A 23,362-nucleotide genomic window follows, 5' to 3' on the forward strand; every position below is an offset into this window, starting at 1 on the left:
AAAGTGAAGCGTAATGGCGGTAATTAGAGGTTGAGGACTTTAGAGTTGTAGAACTCAGCATAAGGTTCAGCAAAATCTTCTTGAGAAAAATACTCTAAAACTGGCTTGTCTGAGGCTTTTAAGTATGCTTCCAATTCTTCCGGAAGTTCAGACGAACCTTTAATAAGCGCATCAGAATAATCAATAGCAACCTTCATCAGGTTGTTATAATTAGGAGTTTCTAAAACTTTTATGGCAGCATCATCAATATTATCAAATTTCACTTTCTGTATCATACCCTTATCTAACGTCCCTTCAAAGCTTTGATTGTATATGGACGTTACAATTTTACTTTCTGAGAATAAAGGTTCGTTTTTGTAATACTCTTTTAAGTACACCGGCAATAAGGACGCCAACCAACCATTAACATGGATGATATCTGGAGCCCAATTGAGTTTTTTAACGGTTTCAATGACGCCTTTGGCAAAAAATATAGCGCGCTCATCATTGTCTGCAAACAGTTTTCCATCTTCATCCGTTAAGGTCGCTTTTCTTTTAAAATATTCTTCATTATCAATAAAATATACTTGAATTCGCTCTTTAGGAATTGAAGCTACTTTAATAATCAACGGCATATCTAAATCGTTAATCACTAAATTGATACCTGAAAGTCTGATCACTTCATGCAGTTGGTGTCTACGTTCGTTTATGTTACCATACCTGGGCATGAATATTCGTATTTGTCCACCTTGCTTATTCACCATTCTCGGAGCTTCAAATGACATTGAAGAGATCTCAGTCTCTGGTAAATATGGAACAACCTCGGAAGACACGTACAATATCCTCTTATCTTTCATAAATCGCGTAGTTTAAAAAAAGTTAAAATTTAAAACACGCAAAATTACAAAAATTTATGCAGATTGAGAGTAAAATCTTAAGTTTGCAGCCTGTTAATTTTTTGTTATACAATGATAATTTGCCATAAAAGAGAAGAGTTAAGACGCGTACTTGATGGGTTCAGACTCAAAAAGCAATCCCTTGGTTTTGTGCCTACAATGGGTGCTTTGCACCAAGGTCATCTGTCATTAATTAACCAAGGGTTACAAGAAAATGCCTTTATGGTCGTAAGTATTTTTGTCAATCCTACCCAGTTTGACAATGCCGCCGATCTTATAAAATATCCGCGCACTTTAGCGCATGACATTGAACTTTTGCAATCGTTTTCGGAGCGTATCGTAGTATATGCACCAACGGTAGAGGATATTTATGGTAACACTATCGCTGCCAAATCATTTGACTTTGATGGATTAGAACATCAAATGGAAGGTAAATTTCGTAAAGGACATTTTGACGGCGTAGGAACCGTGGTTAAACGGCTTTTTGAAATTGTTCAGCCAGATTATGCCTATTTCGGCGAAAAAGACTTTCAACAATTACGAATCATCCAAAAATTGGTAGAAAAGCACGCCTTGAATGTCAAAGTTATTGGTTGTGATATTTTTAGAGCGGCAGATGGTTTAGCCATGAGTTCAAGAAATCAACGGTTAAGTGAAGCCCATAGAGCGGTTGCTCCTTTTATATACCAAATATTAAAAGCTGCCAAATTACGTTTTGGCATGGAAAATGCGAAAGAGGTTACCGAATGGGTTGAGGCACAGTTTGATATGCAAGCGTTGCTAGAGTTGGAATACTTTACAATTGCTGATGAAAACACCCTTCTTCCCTTAGAAACAAAAGAAAACACTAAATCATATAGAGCGTTTATAGCAGTATTTGCAGGAGAAATTCGGCTGATCGATAATATAGCGCTTAATTAATTATCTTTGCCACATGCAAATACAAGTTGTAAAATCGAAAATACACCGGGTCAAATGTACCGGAGCTGAACTAAATTATATCGGCAGTATTACTATTGATGAAGATTTAATGGACGCCGCCAATATTATTCAGGGCGAAAAAGTTCAAATTGTCAATAATGATAATGGCGAGCGTTTAGACACTTATGTCATTCCTGGACCTAGAAATTCTGGTGAGATTACCTTAAATGGCGCTGCTGCGCGTAAAGTTGCGGTGGGAGACACTCTTATTCTTATTACCTACGCCTTTATGGATTTGGAAGTGGCACGAACATTCAAACCTTCTTTGGTATTTCCTGACGAAGCGACCAATTTACTCAGATAGCATTGAGCCCTAAAACTAAGAAAGTAGTACGAATTGCGCTTCCGCTTTTGTTGGCTGTTTTTTTTGGATGGTACACATTTTTAAAATTACCAATAGATCAAATCATTCCGTACTTTAAATCCGCGCATTATAGCTGGATTGCACTGGGGATGCTGTTTGGTCTATTGAGCAATTTGTCTCGAGCCTATCGCTGGAAATATTTGCTGGAACCTATGGGTTATAACGCTAAGTTACCCAATAGAATCATGGCGGTTTTTATTGCCTATTTGGCCAACTTCGGGATTCCTAGATCGGGCGAAGTTTTAAGGGCAGCGGTGTTGACCAATTATGAAGATGTGCCTTTTCAAAAAAGCTTTGGGACGATTATTGGGGAACGGATGGCTGATTTTATCATCCTGCTCAGTATTGTAGGGGTTACTTTCCTAATTCAATTCGACTTTATCTTTGAGCTTCTCCAAAACGCCTTTCAGCCTAAAAAATTGATTATTATGGGGCTGATTGGGGTGACAGTTATAATCTTGCTCTTTATATATCTGAGAAAGAGCCAATCGAAAATAGCACTTAAAGTACGAAATTTTGTTTTGGGATTGCTGGAAGGTATATTGAGTATTTTTAGAATGCAGCACAAGTGGGCATTTATAGGTCACACTATTTTTATTTGGGTTATGTACCTTCTTATGTTTTACATTACCACTTTGGCGGTAGATGATTTGCAAGGGGTTTCTATTGGCGCCTTATTAATAGCATTTATTGCAGGTAGTTTTACTATTGCTGCTACCAACGGCGGCATTTTTGTGTATCCGTTGGCTATTGGTGCTGCATTTTCGATTTTTGATATCCCTGAAAACCCCAGTATTGCGTTTGGTTGGATTATTTGGGCCTCCCAAACAGCAATGATTATTATGCTGGGAAGTATGTCCTTTTTGTTTTTGCCTATTTATAACAGGAAGACAAAGATTCAGAAATAGCCGCACACCTCCCCTAAACATTATCTTGCTCGGTAAATGGAATGAAATAATTCTTTAACTTGCGGCTATTAAAATTCCCAGATTTTATGAAAAATTTAGCCTTGCTCCTACTGTTTATCCTCACCATCTCAATGGATGCCCAAGTCATATATGAGCCTTTTTATTCTTCAAAATTAGACCAAACCCGAGAAATCAAGATCCAGTTGCCCCGAAATTATAATCCGGAAGCAAAAAATAAATACCCTTTAGTCATTGTTTTGGATGGCGATTATTTATTTGAACCGTTTGCAGGAAATTTAGACTATCAGGCGTATTGGGGGGAGATTCCAAAAAGCATTGTGGTCGGAATCAATCAAGTGAATACACGAGACACGGATTTGTTTTATGATAGCGAAATTTATTTTCCAGCGCATGAGGGGGCATCTTTTTTCGAATTTATTGGCATGGAACTCATTCCCTTTATAGAAAGCAAATACAACGTTTCAGATTTTAGGATCGTGGCGGGGCATGATGCTAGTGCCAATTTTATCAACTACTATATGTTCAAGGACAATCCGATATTTAAGGCTTATATTTTATTCAGTCCTGATTTAGCTCCTGAAATGACCACGAGAGTACGTGAACGATTGACCACTTTAAATACGGATACCTTTTACTATGTGGCAACTTCAGATAACGACATCAGTCAATTAAAAGACAAAATTCTGACTCATAATTCGCAGTTGGCTGGGTTGAGCAATCCCAAAATCCATTATCGATTTGATAATTTTACGGAAGCTGATCATTATTCCTTAGTAGGCCTTGGCATACCAAGGGTCTTGAATGCTATTTTTGCCTTATACAAACCTATCAACAAACAAGAATATACTACGCAGATGTTAACCTATGAAGGCGGGCCGTTTAAATATCTTGAAAAGAAATATAATGACATCAAACTGATCTATGGTTTTGAGAAAAAAGTAGTTGAGAATGATATGAAGGCTGTCGTGGCCGCGGCGGCTATTAAAACGGATTTGGAAGCCTTTAAAGAATTATCTAAATTGGCACGTAAAGAATTTCCTGAGTCTATGATCAGTGCGTATTATACAGGCCTGTACTACGAGCAGGAAAACAATTCTAAAAAAGCATTACAATACTACCAGTCAGGTCTGCTACTAAAGCCTTCTGAATATGTTGATAAAGATGTGTTGCTAGATAAAATCTACACCATTAAGGGCGAAAATTAATACTTAGAAACGTTAAGATGACTATACTTTAGGAAGATCCTCAACTCTCAGCGTATCTACCCTAAAAAAGACCATCACCTGGATTTGTATCTGATTATATAAGAATTGACTTTAGAGACTGATAATAATAAAAATAACTTGGAGGATTACTGCATTGGAATAAAGATTTTCAACACGATTTTATAGCGTAAATAGTTTTATTTTAGCTTAAATTTTCAAGTATGGCCAAAATAAAAACAACCTTTTTTTGTCAAAACTGTGGCAGTCAATATTCTAAATGGCAGGGGCAGTGTACGGCTTGTAAAGAATGGAATACTATTGTAGAAGAGGTCATCCAAAAAGAGGAGAAGTCTGATTGGAAAATGCCAACATCTGGCGTAAAACGCACTTCAAAACCTTTACGAATCAATGAGATTGACGTCACTAAGGAGGCGCGAATGAACACTCAAGATGAGGAGTTCAATCGGGTGCTAGGTGGTGGGATTGTACCTGGATCCTTAATTTTACTGGGCGGCGAACCTGGCATTGGAAAAAGTACCTTATTACTACAAATTTCCTTAAAATTACCTTATAAAACCCTCTACGTTTCTGGTGAAGAAAGCCAGCAGCAAATTAAAATGCGAGCGGAGCGCATCAATCCCAATAGCGCCAATTGCTATATTCTGACTGAGACCAAAACTCAAAATATCTTTAAGCAAATAGAAGCGCTTGAGCCAGATATTGTGGTTATTGATTCCATCCAAACCTTGCATAGTGATTATATTGAATCATCTTCAGGAAGTATTTCCCAAATTAAGGAGTGTACGACCGAGCTTATAAAATTCGCCAAAGAAACCGCTACGCCGGTTATTTTAATCGGGCATATTACTAAAGATGGTAACATTGCTGGACCAAAGATTTTGGAACATATGGTGGATACGGTGTTGCAATTTGAAGGCGATCGGAATCATGTCTTCCGCATTTTGCGCGCCCATAAGAACCGATTTGGATCGACCAATGAATTGGGGATTTACGAAATGCAAGGCTCAGGCCTACGCGAAGTATCGAATCCGTCAGAAATTTTAATTTCCAAAAAAGACGAAGAACTGTCGGGGAATGCAGTGGCGTCAACGCTAGAAGGCATGCGGCCACTGATGATTGAGGTCCAAGCCTTGGTGAGTACAGCAGTTTATGGAACGCCACAGAGGTCTGCTACCGGATTTAATGCCAAACGCCTAAACATGCTTTTGGCGGTGTTGGAAAAACGCGCCGGATTCCGATTGGGAGCTAAGGATGTGTTTTTGAATATTACAGGTGGAATTTCAGTAGATGATCCTGCGATTGATTTGGCAGTGGTGGCCTCGGTATTGTCGTCTAATGAAGATGTGGCCATTCCTAAAGATTACTGTTTTGCGGCTGAGGTGGGACTTTCTGGTGAAATCAGACCTGTGCAGCGTGTGGAACAGCGGATTTTGGAAGCTGAAAAGCTGGGGTTTTCAACGATTTTCGTTTCCAAATACAATAAAATCGCTTTAAAAAATCCGGTCATCAAAATTCAATTGATTTCGAAAATTGAAGATTTGGTGAGTTTTTTAGTCTAAAACCTATGAGTTGATTCAAATTTAAAATAGAAACTTTACATTTCAACATATGAAAACAAATACCCTCCTAATTATTTTCGGAATTCTAATGTTCAGCGCTTGCGGAACAAAACCGAACAAATCTGCCGCTAAACTCACCCAAGAGATTGACACTTATGTGTCCGAGATCAATGCAAATTCCAATCTGAAACAAGAAATTACTGAAGGCGCTCTTACAGATATGGAAGGCTTCAAAGATATCGGCACCTTTAAGTACACCGTGTATTTTGATGCGCCGTCCAATACACTTCATAAAATTAAGAATGTAGAAACAACAGCGCAAGTGGTAACTGAGATCTATTATTTTAAAGATGGCGATGTGGTTTTGATGGATGTGAATTCTGGAGGTGCCACCACAAAATTTTATGTACATAAAAATAAAGTGATTTCTGGGGTTACCTCTGATGCCCCAAATCAGAAATTACTTCTAGAAAAAGCCAATCGCTTTCAAAAAGCATTTCTAAGCGAACATTGAAAACTTGGCCATTGTTGGTATTTTCTTGCCTTTGTTGGTGTTTTCCACCAACAAATCATCCAGCCTTTTTTGATGTTTCCCGGTCTTTGTTGGTGTTTTCCTGCCTTTGTTGGTGTTTTTCACCAACAAACTCTGCAGCCTCTGTTGGTGTTTTCCACCAAAAAAAAGCACGACCTAATAACTCCAATTTAAGTCTAAGTTAACATTTTCAACACACCCCAAAAGCAGCTCAAAAGAGGTGGTTTTTATCCTGAAATCTATCCTTTCTTTTTCGGTTATTTGTCTCTCTATTTTAGCAAAAATCGTTAATTTCGCACTTCGATAAGAATTAATGAAATCATGAGATTCACTGAATACAAAGGACTTGACTTGCCAAAAGTTGCTGAAGAAATCGGTAATTATTGGAAGGATAAAAGCATTTTTGATAAAAGTATCACGACCAGAGAAGGCAGCACGCCATTCGTGTTTTTTGAAGGGCCACCTTCAGCAAACGGCTTGCCTGGGGTGCACCACGTTTTGGCGCGGGCCATAAAAGATATTTTTCCACGCTACAAAACCATGAAAGGTTTTCAGGTGAAACGTAAAGCAGGGTGGGATACCCATGGACTGCCTATAGAACTTGGTGTTGAAAAGGAACTTGGAATTACCAAAGAAGATATCGGTAAAACCATTTCAGTGGAAGATTATAATGCAGCCTGCCGCAAGGCCGTGATGCGTTATACAGATGTGTGGAATGACCTTACTGAAAAAATGGGCTATTGGGTAGATATGGACAATCCGTACATTACCTATGAGCCAAAATATATGGAGAGCGTTTGGTGGTTGTTGAAGCAAATTTATGAGAAAGAACTCATTTATAAAGGCTACACCATTCAGCCGTATTCGCCAAAAGCGGGAACTGGTTTAAGTTCGCATGAGCTGAACCAACCAGGGACTTATCAAGATGTTACAGATACCACTGTTGTTGCGCAATTTAAAGCTAACGAGGCCTCACTGCCCGACTTTTTACAAAACGAAGGCACTATTTATTTCTTAGCGTGGACGACCACCCCGTGGACCTTGCCGAGTAATACGGCACTGACCGTAGGCCCAAAAATCGACTACGTATTGGTGGAGACTTATAACCAATATACGTTTGAGCCCATGAATGTTGTTTTGGCCAAACCGTTGGTCAACAACCAATTTGATGGGAAATTTAATAGGGTAGAGACAAAAGCTGAATTGCTGGAATATACTTCTGGCGATAAAAAAATCCCGTATTTTGTAGTTAAGGAATTTAAAGGAAAAGATTTAGTGGGCATTACGTATGAGCAATTATTGCCGTACGCCCTGCCTAACGATAATCCTGAAAATGCATTTAGAATAATTTCCGGTGATTTTGTTACGACAGAAGATGGTACCGGAATTGTGCACACTGCGCCAACCTTTGGAGCAGACGATGCTTTGGTGGCTAAGCAAGCTAGCCCAGAAATTCCGCCACTTTTAGTGAAGGATGACAATGGTAATCTGGTGCCGCTTGTCGACTTACAAGGCCGATTTAGAAAAGAGATTAAAGACGATTTATACGGTTTTGCGGGTGAGTATGTGAAATCTGAATATTTGAATGACGCCGAATTAGTTTCAGAATACGAAAAGCAAAAAGAGAGTTTAAAATCTGTCATTTCCAATCTGAAGGAATATTTAAGTGTTGATGAACGTTTAGCGCTTAAATTAAAAAATGAAAACAAGGCCTTTAAGGTTGAAAAATATAAACATAGTTACCCAAATTGTTGGCGTACTGACAAACCAATTTTGTACTATCCATTAGATTCTTGGTTCATTAAAGTTACCGATGTAAAAGATCAAATGGTGGCACTGAATGATACCATTAACTGGAAACCAAAATCTACAGGCACCGGACGTTTCGGTAACTGGTTGGCCAACGCTAATGATTGGAATCTTTCACGTTCTCGCTATTGGGGAATTCCGTTGCCAATTTGGAGAACTGAAGATGGAAAGGAAGAAATTTTTATTGGATCAGTTTCTGAATTGAAAGCTGAGATGCAAAAGTCTGTGGCGCAAGGACACATGTCCGCAGATATATTTGCTGATTTTGAAGTGGGCAACAATTCAGAAGAAAACTACGCTAAAATTGATCTCCATAAAAATATTGTCGATCAGATCGTGTTGGTATCGCCATCAGGAAAGCCAATGCAACGTGAGGCTGATTTGATTGATGTGTGGTTTGATTCCGGAGCTATGCCTTACGCACAATGGCATTATCCGTTTGAAAATAAAGAATTAATTGATGATCATAAAGCCTACCCAGCCGATTTTATTGCGGAAGGTGTGGATCAAACACGTGGTTGGTTTTATACCCTGCACGCTATTGCAACCATGGTTTTTGACTCTGTAGCCTATAAAAATGTAGTGTCAAATGGTTTAGTTTTAGATAAAAATGGACAAAAAATGTCCAAGCGTTTAGGCAATGCTGTGGATCCTTTTGCCACTTTGGATACTTATGGTGCTGATGCGACGCGTTGGTACATGATTGCTAATGCCAACCCCTGGGACAATTTAAAATTTGACCTTGAAGGCATTGAAGAAGTGAAACGCAAGTTCTTCGGAACCTTATATAACACCTACTCCTTTTTTACACTCTATACTAACTTGGATAATTTTGACTATTCTGAAGCAGAAATGCCTTTGGAGAACCGTCCTGAAATTGACCGCTGGATTTTATCTGAGTTGCACACACTGATTCAAAAGGTGGATGATTATTACGCCGATTATGAACCGACAAAAGCGGCGCGGGTCATTTCAGATTTTACTCAAGATTATCTGAGTAACTGGTATGTGCGTTTAAGCAGAAGACGTTTTTGGAAAGGCGATTATCAACAAGATAAAATTTCTGCTTACCAAACCTTGTATACCTGTATGGTGACCATTGCAAAGTTGGGAGCGCCAATTGCGCCATTTTATATGGATCGCTTGTATTTGGATTTAAATGCTGTAACCAAAAAAGAAGCGTTTGAAAGTGTCCATTTGGCTGATTTCCCTGTATATGAAGCACGTTTTGTAGACAAAGAATTGGAGCACAAGATGGAAGCGGCACAAACCATTTCATCATTAGTATTGTCATTACGTGCTAAGGAGAAAATTAAAGTGCGTCAGCCTCTGCAAAAAATTATGATTCCAATTTCTAGCGATGCCCAGAAAAACGAAATTTTGGCGGTTGCTGATTTGATCAAATCTGAGGTGAATGTCAAAGAAATAGAGGTGTTGGAAGATGCTTCTGATATCCTAGTAAAACAGATTAAACCTAACTTTAAAGTGCTGGGACCCCGCTTCGGGAAAGACATGAAAGCAGTTGCTCAGGCAATTAGTAACTTTATCGCTACTGATATTAATACAATTGAGCAAAACGGTACTTTAGATATAGAAGTTAATGGAAAAAGTATTACTTTGGAGCTCTCAGATGTAGAGATTACCTCACAAGATATCGAAGGTTGGCTCGTGGCAAGTTCCGGACCACTTACCGTAGCTTTAGACGTAACTATTACAGATGAATTAAGAAAAGAAGGTATTGCAAGAGAATTAGTAAACCGTATTCAAAATTTAAGAAAGGATTCGGGTTATGAGCTTACTGATAGGATTGTTGTACACTTTCAAAAAGACGAACATATTATTAACGCAATAAACAAGAATTTAGAGTACATAAAAACTGAAACTTTAACCGAAGAGTTGGAAATTTTAGAACACTTAGATAATGGTATAGAAGTTGCTTTTGATGATGTAAATACCAAGTTGTTTATACAAAAATTTTAAAATTATGGCTGATGATACTAACATAAGATATTCTGATAAAGACTTAGCAGAATTTAAGGAGTTAATCCAAGAGAAAATACAAAAGGCAATTCATGATCTCGATTTGATTAAGAGTGCGTATATGAATGACCTTAATAATGGTACAGACGATACTTCTCCAACCTTCAAAGCGTTTGAAGAGGGTAGTGAAACCATGAGTAAGGAAGCAAATTCGCAATTGGCAATCCGTCAGGAGAAGTTTATTCGCGATCTTAAAAATGCACTCATACGTATAGAAAACAAGACCTTTGGAGTCTGTAGAGTTACAGGAAAATTGATTGGGAAAGAGCGTCTAAAATTGGTGCCTCATGCCACTTTGAGTATTGAAGCTAAAAATATGCAGCAGTAGCATTTCCATCAAGTTGGAAATCTCCTCTACACTGATAAAGCGAAGTTGCAACGCAGTTAATGCTCTATCGCTTTAGAAAGTGAAACACTAGTGAAGCTTCCTTTAAAATATAATTTAAAACGTCTTGCATTCGCAGGACGTTTTTGTTTTGTTAAGTTTTATAGGTTTACTTATTTTAAATTCTATTTTTGCCCTAATTCAACTCATAATAATGACCCTTAAAAAAGCCACGCTATTAATTATCATCATTTTATTGATTGATCAAATTAGTAAATTTTATATTAAAACGCATTTTGCTTTGCACGACAGGATTGAGGTGTTCAGTTGGTTTCAAATTTTATTCGTAGAGAATGATGGTATGGCTTGGGGTACAAAACTCAGCGATTTTATCAGCGGAATTTCAGACCGAACTGCGAAATTAGCTCTGACAATCTTCCGGATTGTGGCCGTTATTGGTATTGGCTATTGGTTGGTTACTTCAGCACGAAGAAAAAGCCCTAACATATTAATTGTAGCCATTGCCCTGATCTTTGCCGGTGCCTTAGGTAACATTATTGATTCTGTTTTTTACGGTATTTTGTTTGACGATAGCTACAGCCAAGTCGCTACGTTTATACCCAAACAAGGCTATGATACTTTATTTCATGGTAAGGTAGTAGACATGCTTCATTTTCCTATTTGGCAAGGATTTTTACCGCAATGGATTCCTATTATAGGAGGCGATTATTTCACTTTTTTCGAACCCGTATTTAATGTTGCAGATATGGCAATCAGTTCAGGAATAGGGATGTTGATTGTGTTTAATAAAAAAGCCTTCCATCAGGAAGAATTGGAGGAAACCTCTAAAAGCGTTTAGGTGGCGAATGAATAAATCTGATGTGGAGTAACGCAATAATCTAGCGCTACATCACTTTTAATAACCCCTACAATCTCTTCTTCAGCCTCAAAGAGCGAAAGTCCAATCTTAATGGTTTCCGGTCTGCATTTTGATAAAAATGTATCGTAAAACCCTTTTCCGTAGCCAACGCGATGTCCTTTTTGGTCAAACGCTAAAAGTGGTACAAATACGATGTCTATTTTATCCGCAGGAATTTCAATGCCATCAACTGGTTCTGGGATACCCCATTTGTTCTTCCGAATCACCGTATTATCCAATAAAAGATAATGAGACATACTCACATCCTTAAAATTACTTTTTGAGATGACAATGTGCTTATCCTTACCTGAAAGTATATTTAAAATGTAATCTGTATTGATCTCCTTATGTTCAGTTATACTTAAAAAGAGATGATAATAACTGGCGTTCCAAATGGGTAGTTTGAGTAATTGATTGGAGATTTCCAAACTTCCATTATCAAGGGCTTCTAACGATAATTCCTTTCGCTTTTGCTTATAGAGCCGTCTCAAAGTTGCTTTATCCATAGTGTAAAATTACTATTTTTTAGTTGATGAAACATGCTGTCCGAATCTTTTGCAACTTTGATAAAAATGATATGGCTTGGAAACAATCAAGCTTAAGATTAGTAAGAAGTTTTACGATGCGTTTTTGACGCTAATCGAAAAATGTGACTCTAAGGATTTGCAGATTGTTAATGATGAAGAGCATCCTGATATAACGTATCTCAATCAACAATTGCATGAGTTGGAAACAGACACCGCAGAATACATAACGATGGAAGATCTTGATGACTCGTTGGAGAAAGCGCTAGCCAAACATGCAAGGTAAAATTTTAAAGAGCTTCTCTTAAAATAAATCCAACAGGTTGAATTCATTTCGAAAGACAAGCCACATGCCGCAAAAAAATTCAAAACTGTGGTTATTAAACACCTAATGGCCATCTCTATGATGCCCTATCAGCATAAAAAATCAATCTATTTTGATGATCCTGATAAAAGGGATCTTATTTTTAATGGGTATACAATAGTGTTTAGAATTAAACCCAAAAAACAGGTGATTGAGGTTTTTGGTTTTATAAAACATCAAAATGAGCTTTAATATATCTTAATGACTTACTACTTTAGTGACATGAAAAAGTGCATCGCCTTGATAGACTAACGACGCTTCATTGACATTAATTACATAGCCTGCAATGCTCGATTTGACTTCGTGGTAAATCTTGCCGTACGGATCTGTAATTTGCCCCAACACGTCATCAATTTCAACCTTAGCATTCACTGAAACGGCCGATTTGAACATGCCCGATTGCTTTGCCCTGATCCATTTACTTTCTTCTATAAAAACAGTAGACATTTTAGGGGGTGATGCTTTGATCCTATGGTGTAACATCCCATAATGCGCCAAAATGCGTTTGACACCTTCCACCCCAACTTTGGAAATGTTGTTGTCTACAAAGAAAGATTTGCCACCTTCATACAATAAAATGGGTTTCCCCATTTGAAAACAGGCATTTCTAAAAGATTTCGCGATATGATTGGAATATAACACAAAAGGTGCCCCAAAAATTCGTGCTAACTCATCTAGTTCAGGATGATTTCTTACAATGCGTATTTGGGCTGCATTAAAACGGCTAGCACCACCGGTATGGAAATCGATAATCAAATCGACATCCGGAATAATCTCGTGCATCAATCTATGCGCGACCCTGCTTGCCAACGATCCGTTAGAGCTTCCTGGGAACACCCTGTTCAGGTCACGACCATCAGGAAAGGCACGGTTGCTGTTTAAAAATCCAAAAATATTCAGGATGGGCATACAGATAATGGTACCACGTTTTGGTTGATTAATACGTCTGGCAATCAGTTGCCTCACAATATCCACTCCATTTATTTCGTCGCCGTGTATGCCTGCCGAAAACAAAATTGTAGGTCCAGGTGTCTTGGAACGTTCAATAATGATTGGAATTTCAATTTTAGTGGCAGTATGCAGTTTTGCAATGTTGAAATTGATCTCTCGAGATTCTCCCAGTGCAATATCCTCTCCTAAAATTGTAATCGTATGTTGATTGTCCTCCGGCATAATTGAGTTTAAACGTTTCTTTCTATATATCTGATGATACTTTTAGCGATATCTTTTTTAGTGGCGGCTTCAATACCTTCTAATCCAGGGGAGGAATTCACCTCTAAAATTAAAGGTCCACGAGACGATTGTAACATGTCTACACCACATACCCCTAAGCCTAGAACTTTGGCAGCCTTTAATGCTGCATTCTCTTCTTCATCAGTTAGTGAAATGATTTCAGCGCTTCCACCACGGTGTAAGTTAGATCTGAATTCACCTTCTTTACCTTGGCGCTTCATGGCTCCTACAATATTCCCATCCACAATAAATGCCCTGATATCTGCACCCTTGGCTTCTTTTATAAACTCTTGAATGATGACACGTGCTTGTAATCCGTGAAACGCTTCAATAACCGATTCCGCCGCGTTATTGGTTTCAGCCAATACTACGCCCAATCCTTGGGTGCCTTCCAGTAATTTAATAACCAAGGGCGCTCCACCTACTGAAGCAATCACCTCTGACGCATCCTTCGTGTAATTTGAAAAGACCGTTTTTGGCATTCCCAATCCTGCGCGAGACAGCACTTGTAAACTTCTTAGTTTATCCCGAGACCTTACCAATGCCTGCGATTCTACCACGGAAAAGACTTTCATCATCTCAAATTGACGCACTACGGCTGTGCCGTAAAATGTAACGGAAGACCCAATCCGCGGAATAATAGCATCAACGTTTTCTAACACACGCCCTTTATATAAAATGGCAGGATTCTTTTTTTCAATGATAATGTCACATTTTAAAGGATCGATAACTTCACAGGTGTGCTTGCGTTGTCTTGCGGCCTCGACAAGGCGTTGTGTGGAATATAAATGAGGGTTTCTGGATAATACGATAATGTTCATTGAGCTTGATGGCTTTAATTATTAGTGTATAAGTTTAGGTGATGCTTTAAATGATGACGCAAAAACGCCTATTTTGATTTGTTGTTATAAGATACATTTTTTTGAGTAACGTCAACGATAAATTTATTGGTTAAAAATTTGCGACCAATCAATATCGGATACCTCATGTCTTCTCTTGTGCTCAAAGTTAATGAAATACTATACTTTTTATTAAATATGACCATAGTAGTTTTTACTTTATAGCGCTTTTGTACAATCCCATTACTGCTTTTCACTTTGGCAAACGTATAGTCCTTAAACCTAATTTCTTTTCCATTATAATGTGGGTGGCCTTCATCATAAAACAGACACACCAATTCATCACTGTCCTCATCTACTAAAACCTTATGGCAATGGATGGATGACGTGTAGGCACCAGTATCTATTTTTATATCAATATCAAAAAGATCGAGTGTTGGAAAATCGGCTTTATCGACTCTACCAATTATTTTTTTAGGCATGTTTAAACAGTATTGGCTCGCAAGGTAATAAAAAATCATCCTTTTATAATAGTTTCTGAATGCAGTGCTTTCATAATTAATAGTTTTATAAATGCATAACGCATGTTGATAAACTAACATCATCTTGGGCATCCCGTTTCATCATCGGTATATTTCATCTCTATAGGTGGGGCCAAAGGCTCAAGAAATGTGTTCTTGATCTTTAGTTCATGTTATAAATGAAATTCTTAAAATTCATGAGGTGGAAATGTTTTGAAGTTGTAGTATCTTTGAAGTATGAGTAAACCTACTTTAGAAATTCAATTGCAAACCTTACCAAATGAACCTGGAGTGTATCAATATTTTGATGCCAATGATAAGATTCTATATGTAGGTAAAGCAAAGGATTTAAAGAAGCGGGTGAGTTCTTACTTCACCAAAAACCACGATTATGGCAAGACCAAAGTATTGGTCAAAAAGATTGTTACCATCAAACATATTGTGGTCGAAACTGAAACGGATGCACTCTTATTGGAGAATAATCTGATTAAAAAATACCAACCCCGTTATAATGTGCTGCTCAAAGATGACAAATCCTATCCGTGGATCTGCATCAAAAAAGAGCGGTTTCCCCGAGTTTTTTCTACACGTCGTGTATTTAAGGATGGCTCTGAATATTTTGGTCCCTATACCAGTATGAAAACGGTAAAAACCTTGCTGGATTTAATTAAAGGTTTGTATTTGTTGCGTACATGCAATTATGATTTGGCCCAAGATAAAATTGATTCTGGCAAATTTAAGGTGTGTCTAGAATACCATTTGGGCAATTGTAAAGGGCCCTGTGAAGGCTATCAATCAGAACAGGATTACCATGATAACATCGCTGCAATTCGAGAAATCTTAAAAGGTAATTTTAAAGATTCGCTCTCGCAATTTAAACAGCAAATGCGGGTTCATGCTGATGCTATGGAATTTGAGCAGGCGCAACGCATCAAGGATAAAATTGATATTCTCGAAAATTATCAGGCCAAGTCCACCGTCGTCAACCCTAAAATTAGTAATGTAGATGTGTTTTCTATTGTTTCAGATGAGGGTTATGGTTATGTGAATTTCTTACAATTGTCTTACGGGTCGATCATCAGATCCCATACCTTGGAAATTAAAAAGAAATTGGACGAGTCCGACGAAGAGTTACTGCAATTGGCTATTACGGAAATTAGGCAACGGTTCCACAGCACCAGTAGAGAGGTGTATGTGCCGTTTGAAGTCGATTTGGGAGAAGAAATAAAGGTCAGCACGCCCAAGTTGGGCGATAAAAAACGTATCTTAGACTTGTCTGAGCGCAATGCGAAATACTACAGGATGGAGCGTTTTAAACAGGATAAAATCATCGATCCAGACCGCCATGCCAACAGAATTATGGCGCAAATGAAGGTTGATTTACGCCTGAGTGAAGAACCTCGGCATATTGAATGTTTTGACAACTCCAACATCCAAGGCACCAATCCGGTGGCGGCGTGTGTCGTTTTTAAAAATGGCAAACCCAGTAAAAAAGATTACCGTCACTTTAATATTAAAACTGTTGTGGGCGCTGATGATTTTGCCTCTATGGAAGAAGTGGTCTATAGGCGTTACAAACGTCTGTTGGAAGAAGAGCAGCCGCTACCACAGCTTGTCATTATTGACGGTGGCAAAGGGCAGTTGTCTTCAGCCTTAAAAAGTCTGGACCTCCTAAATTTAAGAGGAAAAATTGCAATGATCGGAATTGCAAAGCGCTTGGAAGAATTATTTTATCCGGATGACCCAATTCCATTATATTTAGATAAAAAAAGTGAAACTCTAAAAATTATTCAGCAGTTGCGCAACGAAGCCCACAGGTTTGGGATAGAGCACCATCGTAACCGGAGAAGTAAAGGCGCTTTAACTACAGAGCTGGAATTGATTCCAGGCATAGGAGAGCAATCTATTGTAGATTTAATGACACATTTTAAAACTGTAAGACGGATCAGTAGCGCTACCTTTGAAGCGCTAGAACCCGTTATTGGCGCCTCGAGAGCAAGAAAAATTCTTGAGTATTACAAAAAATAACTCCATACACCATTGTTGTAGGTCATAAAGGCCTACAACTTATAAACACACACCTTGAAAACTAAATTTTCCATCATCTTAATTTTTTTATGTTCTTGCTTTTTAATGAGTGCTCAGAATACGATTCCTGAACCACAAAAAGAACCCAAAATTGGTTTGGTTTTAAGTGGTGGTGGTGCCAAAGGTTTTGCGCATATTGGGGTATTAAAAGTAATTGACAGCTTAAATATTAAGGTGGATTACATTGCCGGAACCAGTATGGGGGCCATCATAGGATCGTTATATGCGTCAGGCTATTCCGGTAATCAACTGGATTCAATTTTTAAAGCGGTTAATTTTGATGATGTTATTAGCGACTTTCTGCCCCGCTCCGCAAAAACATTTTATGAACGCGATAATTCTGAACGTTATGCGGTAACCTTACCGTTTACTAATTTTAAATTAAACTTGCCTTCGGCTTTATCGAGAGGGCAAAATGTATTTAACCTCCTCTCTAAATTAACCCTGCACGTTACCGATATTCCTGATTTCGAAAAACTGCCCATCCCGTTCTTTTGTGTTGCTACCAATATGGAGACCGGAGAGGCCATAATTTTAGAACAGGGCAATCTGTCCCAAACCGTTACGGCCAGTGGCGCATTTCCGTCTCTGTTCCAGCCCGTAATAATTAATGACCAGGTACTCATTGACGGTGGTGTGACTAATAATTACCCAATTGAAGAGCTGAGAGCCAAAGGCATGGATATTATAATTGGGGTAGACGTTCAAGATGGACTGGCCAGCCGCGACGATTTAAATACCGCACCTTCTATTTTACTCCAAATCAACAATTACCGCACCATTAGCGATATGATAAAAAAAGCTGAAGTTACGGATATCTATATCAAACCAGATATTACTAAATATACCGTGGTTTCCTTTAGTGAAGGCAAAAAGATTATCGAAAGTGGGGAAAATGCTGCCCGGCTAGAAGTGGATGCCTTAAGCAAACTTCCAAAGTATAAAACGAAAAGAGAAGTAGATATCAATCTCACTGCTATTGACAGCATTGCTATTGACCAGGTGGGAATACACGGTAATAATCGGTATACTCGGGCGTATATTTTAGGAAAATTAAAGCTCATTGAGGGTACTAAGGTGAGCTATGATGATTTTAGTGAAGGGGTAAATAACTTAGTGGCCACTAATAACTTTACCACTTTTTATTACGAGTTTCAGGAGACCAAAACCGCAGGTGTATATAATTTATCGGCGACGGTTCAAGAAAGCAATACTACCAATTTCTTAAAATTTGGTTTGCATTATGATGACCTTTATAAAAGTGCGGCATTAGTAAATTTAACTAAAAAACGAGCGCTTTTAGATGATGATGTGGTGTCTTTAGATTTGATTTTGGGCGATCAGGTACGCTATAATTTTGAATATTATATTGATAAAGGCTTCTATTGGAGTGTTGGGGTCCGATCGCGGTTTAACCAATTTAACCGAAATGTAAATCCCAAGTTGTTTTTGAATGATTATGAGCAATCTTTAGTAGGAATAAATAAGATTGATATCGAATTGCAAGATCAGACTAACCAACTCTATATTCAAACCTTGTTTAGAAAGGATTTTGCGCTGAGTTTGGGCGGCGAGCATAAACGCTTGAAAATAAAATCGGAAACAGTGGTTTCCAATATCCAAGACAAAGAACGGTTTTTTGAAAACACCGATTATTTGTCGGTGTTCAGTACCTTGAGGTTGGACCGATATGACAATAAATACTATCCAAAAAATGGGGTCTATTTCAGTGGCGATTTTCATCTCTATTTACATGCCTCACACTTTAATGCCGATTTTAACAAGTTTTCTATAGCTAAGGCTGACATAGGCTATGCTTTTGGGATTTCAGATAAACTTTCTGCCAACATTTTCACCCAAGGCGGATTTAAAATTGGTGATACCAGCACCCAATCTCTCGATTTTGCATTGGGAGGTTACGGGAATAATTTCATTAATAATTTCGTTTCTTTCTACGGGTATGACTACGTGGCACTCACGGGAGATAGTTTTGTTAAGGGTACTTTAAGTCTCGATTATGAACTGTTCAATAAAAACCACATTACTTTGGCGGCTAATTTTGCCAATATCGGGTATGGTCTTTTTGAGTCGGGAGATTGGATGGCCTCACCTTATACCGGATATGCGGTTGGTTACGGCTTGGAAACTTTTTTAGGACCAATTGAAGCGAAATACACCTATTCTCCGGAGCTTGGCAATAGCATTTGGTTGTTTAATTTAGGGTTCTGGTTTTAGCATTTTGTTAAGCACTTCGACTGCGCTCAGTGTGACAGTGTAAGGTTGGTAGTTTGAAGCACTTCGACTGCGCTCAGTGTGACATAGTAATTTGACTGCACTCAGTGTGGCAAGTGTCATGTCATTAAGGTTGAAACTCACTTTAACTATAACGATTTAAAAAAATCGCGTTGTTAAAAATAGAACCTATTGTGCTCTGTATCTTTTTTCTATATTTGTAACATGACCACACTTTTCTGGACCGGTTTATTAGAGCATCTTCAATTCCTTATCAAAAGGAATCCAGAATAAGCGCGCATTATTGTATCTTTATGGAGTTTCATATCCTGCCGTAAGCAACGGAGTTTCAGGGTGATTATTGATCATTAAACTCAAAAAAATGCCATTTTATCATAAACTCGGGAACATACCTCCCAAAAGACATACGCAATTCCGAAAACCGGATGGCAGCTTGTATTCTGAACAATTGTTTGGCACCATCGGCTTTGATGGCATGTACACGAATTCCTATCATGAGCAACGCCCAACCCAAGTTAAAGAAATCAGAAAGCAATACAGTGTAGCGCCCAAAATTGCCAAGGCCAATCACATTCAATCGTATCGCTTCCGCGGGTTTGAAGTGAAGCCTGAAAACGATTATTTGGAAAGCCGTAAAACGGTGCTCACCAATTCAGACTGTAGTATCATTTTAGCAGCACCAAAACAGTCCACTGAAGATTATTTCTATAAAAATACCGATGCTGACGAATTGATTTTCGTACATAAAGGCAGTGGAAAACTACGCACACATCTCGGAAATCTCGATTTTAAATACGGCGATTATCTGCTCGTACCGAGAGGCATCATCTATAAAATGGATTTTGATACGGAAGATAACCGCTTGTTCATTGTAGAATCACGCCGCCCAATCTACACTCCAAAACGTTACCGTAACTGGTTTGGACAATTATTGGAACATGCGCCGTATTGTGAACGTGACTTGCGCCGTCCTCAAGAATTGGAAACCTATAATGAAACTGGCGACTTTCTCATTAAAGTCAAAAAGCAGAATGACATATTTGAAATGGTCTATGCGTCACATCCTTTTGATGTGGTGGGTTATGATGGGTACAATTATCCGTATGCCTTCTCAATCCACGATTTTGAACCCATTACGGGACGCATCCACCAACCGCCTCCTGTGCATCAAACGTTCGAAACCGATGCTTTTGTAGTCTGTAGCTTTGTGCCACGGTTGTATGATTACCATCCGTTGAGCATTCCAGCGCCTTACAACCACAGTAATATTGACAGTGATGAGGTGTTGTATTATGTGGATGGCGATTTTATGAGCCGTATTGATGTAGATGCGGGGCATATTTCACTACATCCCGCAGGTATCCCGCACGGGCCGCATCCAGGTGCCGTAGAACGTAGTATAGGAAAAACTAAAACCGATGAATTAGCCGTGATGGTCGATACGTTTAAGCCTTTGCAGATCACTGAAGAAGCGTTAAAAATTGCGGATGAGGATTATTTTAAATCTTGGGTTTAGGAGTATAGAGTAGCTAGTATTGAGAATTAAGTACAAAGAGAATATTACATAGAACATAGAATAGAGAATAGAGAATAGAGAATAGAGAATAGAGAATAGAGAATAGAGAATAGAGAAGAGAGTAAGTCTGTGTTCGAAGGGAATTTTATATATAAATTAATAATTCGGAAATTAAATAAAAAGACCAAGACATTGTGAATTAGGAGAATCCAAGTCTCTATTCTCTTCTCTTTATTCTTTTTTCTTGTATCAAAAACAAAAAAGATAAAAAATAAATAGAAAGCGCAAGTATCAGAAATTCGGGAAGTTAAAAGTCTCTATTCTCTGTTCTCTGTTCTTTCATCTAAAAAACTACAATGAGTAAAGACATAAAATCCGTGGACTACGGGCTAGAAAAAATTTTTGAAGGGGCACAAGACTTTTTGCCGCTTTTGGGAACTGATTACGTAGAATTTTACGTGGGTAATGCGAAGCAAGCCGCACATTTTTATAAAACCGCCTTCGGTTTTCAAAGTTATGCCTACAAAGGTTTGGAAACAGGATCGAGAGATGAGGTGAGTTATGTGCTCAAACAGGATAAAATCCGTTTGGTATTGACTACACCGTTAAACAGCAAATCGCCAATTAACGACCATATTGTCAAACATGGAGATGGGGTTAAGGTGGTAGCATTATGGGTGGATGATGCGCGTAGTGCATATGAAGAAACCACCAAACGCGGCGCAAAATCATATATGGAACCTACCGTGGAGACCGATGAACACGGTGAAGTGGTGAGGGCGGGAATCTACACTTATGGCGAAACCGTCCACATGTTTGTGGAGCGCAAAAATTATGAGGGCACATTTATGCCAGGGTTTAAAGCATGGACATCTGATTACAACCCGGAGCCTGTAGGTTTGAAGTTTATTGACCATATGGTCGGTAACGTCGGTTGGGGAGAAATGAACACTTGGGTGAAATGGTATGAAGACGTGATGGGCTTTGTCAATTTCCTTTCTTTTGATGATAAGCAAATCCATACCGAATATTCAGCCTTAATGAGTAAGGTCATGAGCAACGGGAATGGCCGTATCAAATTCCCAATCAATGAACCCGCTGAAGGTAAAAAACGATCGCAGATTGAAGAGTACCTCGATTTTTATGAAAGTCCAGGCGTGCAGCATATTGCAGTAGCCACGGATGATATTATTACCACGGTGTCTAAATTACGATCTCGAGGTGTCGAATTTTTATCGACGCCGCCAGAAGCCTATTACAATGCTGTTCCTGGCCGCTTAGAAGCGTATAGCCATGAATTGCGTGAGGACATTGAAAAGTTAAAAAGCTTAGGCATCATGATTGACGCGGATGAAGAAGGCTATTTGTTGCAAATCTTTACCAAACCAGTAGAAGATCGACCAACTTTATTTTTTGAAATTATACAGCGTATGGGCGCCAAAGGCTTTGGTGCGGGTAATTTTAAGGCGCTTTTTGAATCTATAGAACGAGAGCAGGCGTTACGAGGTACACTCTAAGTAAAACGCTAACAAATATTTAACTTTATAATCGGTTTAAAAACTCCGCATTAATTTGACGGAGTTTTTTTGTTTTAATACTTTTGGAACGCTAATTGTAATTATTGGCCATACATACGAAAGCCTCGTATAAGAAGTTATATTTACAATTATTCAGAAATATGAAAAAAGTTAAATTGATCATTGCGTTATTCTTCGTAGTCCTCAGCGCTGCAGCCCAAGAGAAACAAGATAAATATGCTTTTCAAGAAGGCGAATGGTTCAAATTTAAAATGAGCTATAGTGGGTTCTTGAAAGCCGGGAATGCCACTTTGGAAGTAAAGGAATCTAGGTTGAATGGAAAAGAAGTGTACCATGTGGTAGGCAAAGGCTGGACCTCAGGAGCGATTAAATGGTTTTTTAAGGTCAAGGACCGTTACGAATCCTATTTTGATAAACATACAGGCTTACCTTATAAATTTATTAGAAATATTGATGAAGGTGGGCATACTAAAGACATAGAAATTGAGTTTGATCATAAGGCGTCTTTAGCACACGTTACAGATAAAAAACGTAAGACTGACGCCTCCTATTCTGTTGAAAAGAATGTGCAAGACATGGTTTCGGCATTTTACTATCTTAGAAATAACTACAATACCAATTCCATTAAAGAAGGAGAGGTGGTCAGCTTAAATATGTTTTTTGATGAGGAAAATTATAATTTCCGACTCAAATTTTTAGGAAGAGAGGAGTTGAATACCCCTTTCGGAACTATTAAGACCCTCAAATTTAGACCCTATGTTATGGCGGGTCGTGTCTTTAAAGAAAAGGAAAGTTTGACCTTATGGGTCAGTGCTGACGACAATAAGATTCCGTTACGTATACAAGCCGATTTGGCAGTAGGTTCTTTAAGAGCCGATTTAGAAGCTTTTAAAGGCTTAAAACATTCATTTAAAGTACAATTTTAAC

General features: G+C 38.4%; 21 protein-coding genes. 16 read left to right on the forward strand and 5 right to left on the reverse strand.

Annotated features, from left to right (window positions below; genetic code table 11):
- Positions 1-23 precede the first annotated feature (23 nt).
- Positions 24-836: a glycogen/starch synthase gene (locus ES711_RS09035; protein WP_146892761.1), complete on the reverse strand. Its 813-nt coding sequence runs from the start codon at positions 834-836 to the stop codon at positions 24-26.
- Positions 837-947: 111 nt separating this feature from the next.
- On the opposite strand from ES711_RS09035, the gene panC reads away from it, so the two are divergent.
- The 9 genes from panC to ES711_RS09080 all read left to right on the forward strand — a co-directional run bounded on the left by panC (position 948) and on the right by ES711_RS09080 (position 11,499).
- The gene (gene panC / locus ES711_RS09040) at positions 948-1,796 is read left to right on the forward strand and encodes a pantoate--beta-alanine ligase (protein WP_146892763.1); all 849 of its coding nucleotides are present in this window, start codon (positions 948-950) and stop codon (positions 1,794-1,796) included.
- 13 nt (positions 1,797-1,809) lie between these two features.
- Entirely contained in the window at positions 1,810-2,160 is a 351-nt protein-coding gene (gene panD, locus ES711_RS09045) for an aspartate 1-decarboxylase (RefSeq protein WP_146892765.1), read from the forward strand.
- A gap of 2 nt (positions 2,161-2,162) precedes the next feature.
- The gene (locus ES711_RS09050; RefSeq protein ID WP_146892767.1) at positions 2,163-3,128 is read left to right on the forward strand and encodes a lysylphosphatidylglycerol synthase transmembrane domain-containing protein; all 966 of its coding nucleotides are present in this window, start codon (positions 2,163-2,165) and stop codon (positions 3,126-3,128) included.
- A gap of 86 nt (positions 3,129-3,214) precedes the next feature.
- Positions 3,215-4,354, forward strand: coding sequence for an alpha/beta hydrolase (locus ES711_RS09055; protein WP_146892769.1), 1,140 nt, complete (start codon positions 3,215-3,217; stop codon positions 4,352-4,354).
- A 221-nt stretch (positions 4,355-4,575) separates the two neighbouring features.
- Positions 4,576-5,934 (forward strand): DNA repair protein RadA, encoded by a 1,359-nt coding sequence (gene radA, locus ES711_RS09060; RefSeq protein WP_146892771.1) that lies wholly within the window; start codon positions 4,576-4,578, stop codon positions 5,932-5,934.
- Positions 5,935-5,983: 49 nt separating this feature from the next.
- Complete coding sequence (locus ES711_RS09065; RefSeq protein ID WP_146892773.1) at positions 5,984-6,448, forward strand: peptidylprolyl isomerase PrsA family protein; 465 nt, start codon at positions 5,984-5,986, stop codon at positions 6,446-6,448.
- Positions 6,449-6,787: 339 nt separating this feature from the next.
- A complete protein-coding gene (gene ileS, locus ES711_RS09070; protein ID WP_146892775.1) occupies positions 6,788-10,255 on the forward strand; it encodes an isoleucine--tRNA ligase in 3,468 nt (1,155 codons plus the stop codon).
- A 4-nt stretch (positions 10,256-10,259) separates the two neighbouring features.
- Entirely contained in the window at positions 10,260-10,643 is a 384-nt protein-coding gene (locus ES711_RS09075) for a TraR/DksA family transcriptional regulator (protein WP_146892776.1), read from the forward strand.
- 211 nt (positions 10,644-10,854) lie between these two features.
- On the forward strand, positions 10,855-11,499 hold the full coding sequence (locus ES711_RS09080) for a lipoprotein signal peptidase (protein ID WP_146892778.1): 645 nt from the start codon (positions 10,855-10,857) through the stop codon (positions 11,497-11,499).
- Here the strand turns inward: ES711_RS09080 and ES711_RS09085 are convergent.
- Positions 11,496-12,065, reverse strand: a complete 570-nt coding sequence (locus ES711_RS09085; protein ID WP_146892780.1) for a 5-formyltetrahydrofolate cyclo-ligase — start codon at positions 12,063-12,065, stop codon at positions 11,496-11,498. The genes ES711_RS09080 and ES711_RS09085 overlap by 4 nt on opposite strands.
- Positions 12,066-12,141: 76 nt before the next feature.
- Between ES711_RS09085 and ES711_RS09090 the strand changes: the two genes are divergently transcribed.
- Positions 12,142-12,369: a hypothetical protein gene (locus tag ES711_RS09090; protein WP_146892782.1), complete on the forward strand. Its 228-nt coding sequence runs from the start codon at positions 12,142-12,144 to the stop codon at positions 12,367-12,369.
- Between the two features lie 45 nt (positions 12,370-12,414).
- Positions 12,415-12,639, forward strand: coding sequence for a type II toxin-antitoxin system RelE/ParE family toxin (locus ES711_RS09095; RefSeq protein ID WP_262713422.1), 225 nt, complete (start codon positions 12,415-12,417; stop codon positions 12,637-12,639).
- A gap of 6 nt (positions 12,640-12,645) precedes the next feature.
- Here ES711_RS09095 and ES711_RS09100 read toward each other — a convergent pair whose 3' ends face one another.
- The 3 genes from ES711_RS09100 to ES711_RS09110 all read right to left on the reverse strand — a co-directional run bounded on the left by ES711_RS09100 (position 12,646) and on the right by ES711_RS09110 (position 15,001).
- Entirely contained in the window at positions 12,646-13,620 is a 975-nt protein-coding gene (locus tag ES711_RS09100; protein ID WP_146892786.1) for a succinylglutamate desuccinylase/aspartoacylase family protein, read from the reverse strand.
- 8 nt (positions 13,621-13,628) lie between these two features.
- Positions 13,629-14,501, reverse strand: coding sequence for a 30S ribosomal protein S6--L-glutamate ligase (rimK, locus tag ES711_RS09105; protein WP_146892788.1), 873 nt, complete (start codon positions 14,499-14,501; stop codon positions 13,629-13,631).
- Positions 14,502-14,569: 68 nt separating this feature from the next.
- Positions 14,570-15,001 carry an ATP-dependent zinc protease family protein gene (locus tag ES711_RS09110; protein ID WP_146892789.1) on the reverse strand — a complete coding sequence of 144 codons (432 nt, stop codon included), beginning with the start codon at positions 14,999-15,001 and terminating at the stop codon, positions 14,570-14,572.
- Positions 15,002-15,277: 276 nt separating this feature from the next.
- On the opposite strand from ES711_RS09110, the gene uvrC reads away from it, so the two are divergent.
- The 5 genes from uvrC to ES711_RS09140 all read left to right on the forward strand — a co-directional run bounded on the left by uvrC (position 15,278) and on the right by ES711_RS09140 (position 23,361).
- Complete coding sequence (gene uvrC / locus ES711_RS09115) at positions 15,278-17,068, forward strand: excinuclease ABC subunit UvrC (protein ID WP_146892791.1); 1,791 nt, start codon at positions 15,278-15,280, stop codon at positions 17,066-17,068.
- 54 nt (positions 17,069-17,122) lie between these two features.
- Positions 17,123-19,363 carry a patatin-like phospholipase family protein gene (locus ES711_RS09120; RefSeq protein ID WP_317129862.1) on the forward strand — a complete coding sequence of 747 codons (2,241 nt, stop codon included), beginning with the start codon at positions 17,123-17,125 and terminating at the stop codon, positions 19,361-19,363.
- A gap of 379 nt (positions 19,364-19,742) precedes the next feature.
- Complete coding sequence (locus ES711_RS09125) at positions 19,743-20,897, forward strand: homogentisate 1,2-dioxygenase (protein ID WP_146892793.1); 1,155 nt, start codon at positions 19,743-19,745, stop codon at positions 20,895-20,897.
- A gap of 356 nt (positions 20,898-21,253) precedes the next feature.
- The gene (hppD, locus tag ES711_RS09135) at positions 21,254-22,414 is read left to right on the forward strand and encodes a 4-hydroxyphenylpyruvate dioxygenase (RefSeq protein WP_146892795.1); all 1,161 of its coding nucleotides are present in this window, start codon (positions 21,254-21,256) and stop codon (positions 22,412-22,414) included.
- Positions 22,415-22,575: 161 nt separating this feature from the next.
- Positions 22,576-23,361 carry a DUF3108 domain-containing protein gene (locus tag ES711_RS09140; RefSeq protein ID WP_146892796.1) on the forward strand — a complete coding sequence of 262 codons (786 nt, stop codon included), beginning with the start codon at positions 22,576-22,578 and terminating at the stop codon, positions 23,359-23,361.
- Position 23,362 lies beyond the last annotated feature (1 nt).

Origin of the sequence: Gelidibacter salicanalis, assembly GCF_007997285.1 — a bacterium.
GTDB classification, from domain to species: Bacteria; Bacteroidota; Bacteroidia; order Flavobacteriales; family Flavobacteriaceae; genus Gelidibacter; species Gelidibacter salicanalis.